The 2,054-nt window shown below is 61.2% G+C and carries 3 protein-coding genes and 1 pseudogene; all 4 read right to left on the bottom strand.

The window, feature by feature from the left end; genetic code table 11:
* On the bottom strand, nt 1-886 hold an 886-nt coding region (locus tag QT222_RS01895; protein ID WP_491476129.1), incomplete at its 3' end, for a hypothetical protein.
* A complete protein-coding gene (locus QT222_RS01890) occupies nt 883-1,020 on the bottom strand; it encodes a hypothetical protein (RefSeq protein ID WP_491476128.1) in 138 nt (45 codons plus the stop codon). The genes QT222_RS01895 and QT222_RS01890, both read right to left, overlap by 4 nt.
* The gene (locus tag QT222_RS01885) at nt 1,020-1,541 is read right to left on the bottom strand and encodes an FtsB family cell division protein (protein ID WP_491476127.1); all 522 of its coding nucleotides are present in this window, start codon (nt 1,539-1,541) and stop codon (nt 1,020-1,022) included. The genes QT222_RS01890 and QT222_RS01885 overlap by 1 nt, the downstream gene beginning before the upstream one ends.
* Nucleotides 1,541-2,054: pseudogene (locus tag QT222_RS01880) on the bottom strand (hypothetical protein); the annotation flags it as partial. The gene QT222_RS01885 and the pseudogene QT222_RS01880, both read right to left, overlap by 1 nt.

The raw sequence follows: 2,054 nt of genomic DNA, 5'->3' as shown, positions 1-2,054 counted from the left end.
GAGGAATATCGGGCACACGAACCGTTAGCTCAGGAACCTCCGGGACGTCGACCGGGAACGGTGGCAGGTCAGGGATGTGGATTTCACCCGGGTCCTCAACCGGTATTGGGGTGGGCTCCTCGACCGGAAGTGGATCGGGTGCACCGACAGGAACCGGACTGGGGTCCTGAATCGGCAGTGCTGGCAGCGCATCCGGAACCTGTAGTGGCACTGGTGGGATATCGGGGACGTCGACGTTCAGGTCGAGTGCATTCAGCCCCAACACCCCTGCGAGACCGGCCCCACCGACACCACCAAGCATCGAGGGGAGCCGGAACCGGAAGTTCGGAAGTCCACCGTCACCACCACCCGGTGCGCCATCTCGGAGCTCCTCGAGAATCTCGACCAGCAACGTGTTCCGCTTCGCGTTGAGGTCGAGGTTCGTGTTCGTGAGGTCGTTCAGCGCCCCCAATGACGTCTGCTGGTCCGCAAGCAAGTGCTGCGACGTTGCCATCAGCCCTTCCTGCTGCGCCTGTAACTCCTGTGCGAGTTGGCTACTTGAGCCACCATCTCGAATACTTCCCGCAACCGTCGCCGTCGTATCAGCGATTTTGCCGAGCAGCGTCGTCTGCTGCTCAGCAAGAGCAAGCGACTCACTCCAGGCGTCCGTGTGATCCGACAGCGTCGTTAGTTGCTGATCGAGGAGTTGCCTCGATAGAGCGCTCTCTTTGGAGCGCTGGGCTGAGAGGCGCTGCTGAATCTGTCCAGACGGCGACGAGTCAGGAATCGAAGCGTTGACTGTAATGCTGACGTCGTCGACGGCGTTCTCGATTTGCTTCTGGGCCGTCCTCAGTGACGCCTCGTCGACGCGAGCTTGCAGTAAACTCTCCGTGCTGAATTGCGTCATTGCATTCCTCCGAGCGGGTTCGCGAACATCGGGGCGACAAGTAACAGAAGTTCGAGATCACGCCACGCGTAGTCGCGGACTTCGCGCGGATCGTGGCCGTGGACCATCGCGACGGCCACGGCATAGTCAAGCATCAGCTCTCGGTCGAATTCTCGTGGCGCTTCTCCTTGACCAAGTCGCTGAAGCTCGCGCGCTCGTTTCCCCCCACAGACATGAGGTCCTGAATCCGGTCGTGCGCCCACTTCTGGTATCCCAGCGGGAGCTTCGATGCCTCGCCGACTCGCTGGGTAAGGTCCATCTCATCACTGACGTACGGCGCGTCGACGGTCCCCTTCGCGACCATGTAGACACGGGTCGCACCAGCACCGACGTTCGAATCGGGGTTCGACTGCGCTGCAGCGACGACCTCGTCTTCGATCTCGGCGAACTCGCCGCCGGTCGGACCCATGAGCGTGACCTCGTCCGTGTCCCACTCGTCGAGCGCCCACTCCAAGCCATCGAGGAACGTGTCGATGTCGTTGCCCCGACGAGCGCGTTCTTCGATCCCGGGGTTACCGTCGGTCATCTGTGCAACTTCGCGTGCGAGGTCGTTCCGCTCGGCTTCGAGACGGCGGAGCTCCTCGCGAAGGTCGATTGTTTCAGTCTGAAGAGGCATTATGTCACCGCGACCGTGAGGCCGTTGACGTGGTAGTTGATCGGTTCGGTCAGGTCGGCGTCAGCGTTCACGAGGTCCGCCCAGTTGTAGGTATCTGGCTTGACATTCGACAGTGAGAACGTCACCGTCGACGTCCCGTTCGTGAACGACATCGATCCCGACACCGATGACACACCGGATGTTGCTGGGGACGATGCGTTGCCGTAGGCGATAGTCAGCTGGTCAGTCTCAGTGAAGATGGTCTCGGCGTCGAGACTCGTCTCAGGAGCCGCCAAGACGGCGTCGACCGGCTTGCGCTGCGCCCCGCGTTGGAGCCGCGAGAGATTCGACACAGACAGCTGCGCCGACTGCATTTTCGTTTGGGCGGTCCCATCGATGTCGAGCGAAACGCCGTGGAAGACGTACGGGTCTTCGAGCGCTGCGATGTTCGAGGGGGTGATGGATGTCTTCTTTTCTTCGTCCCCATATCCCATCGTCAGGCTCAGCTTGACGAGGCCACCTTCCTCGTACTGC

The sequence above is a fragment of the Haloferax sp. s1 genome (genome assembly GCF_058382125.1).
The sequence above is the reverse complement of the archived record's forward strand: the minus strand, read 5'-3'. Positions and strand labels throughout refer to the sequence as shown.

Excerpts from the sequence above, each read along its gene's own strand:
- QT222_RS01890 (WP_491476128.1), bottom strand. The coding sequence starts at position 1,020 with ATGCTTGACTATGCCGTGGCCGTCGCGATGGTCCACGGCCACGATCCG.
- QT222_RS01885 (WP_491476127.1), bottom strand. The coding sequence starts at position 1,541 with ATGCCTCTTCAGACTGAAACAATCGACCTTCGCGAGGAGCTCCGCCGT.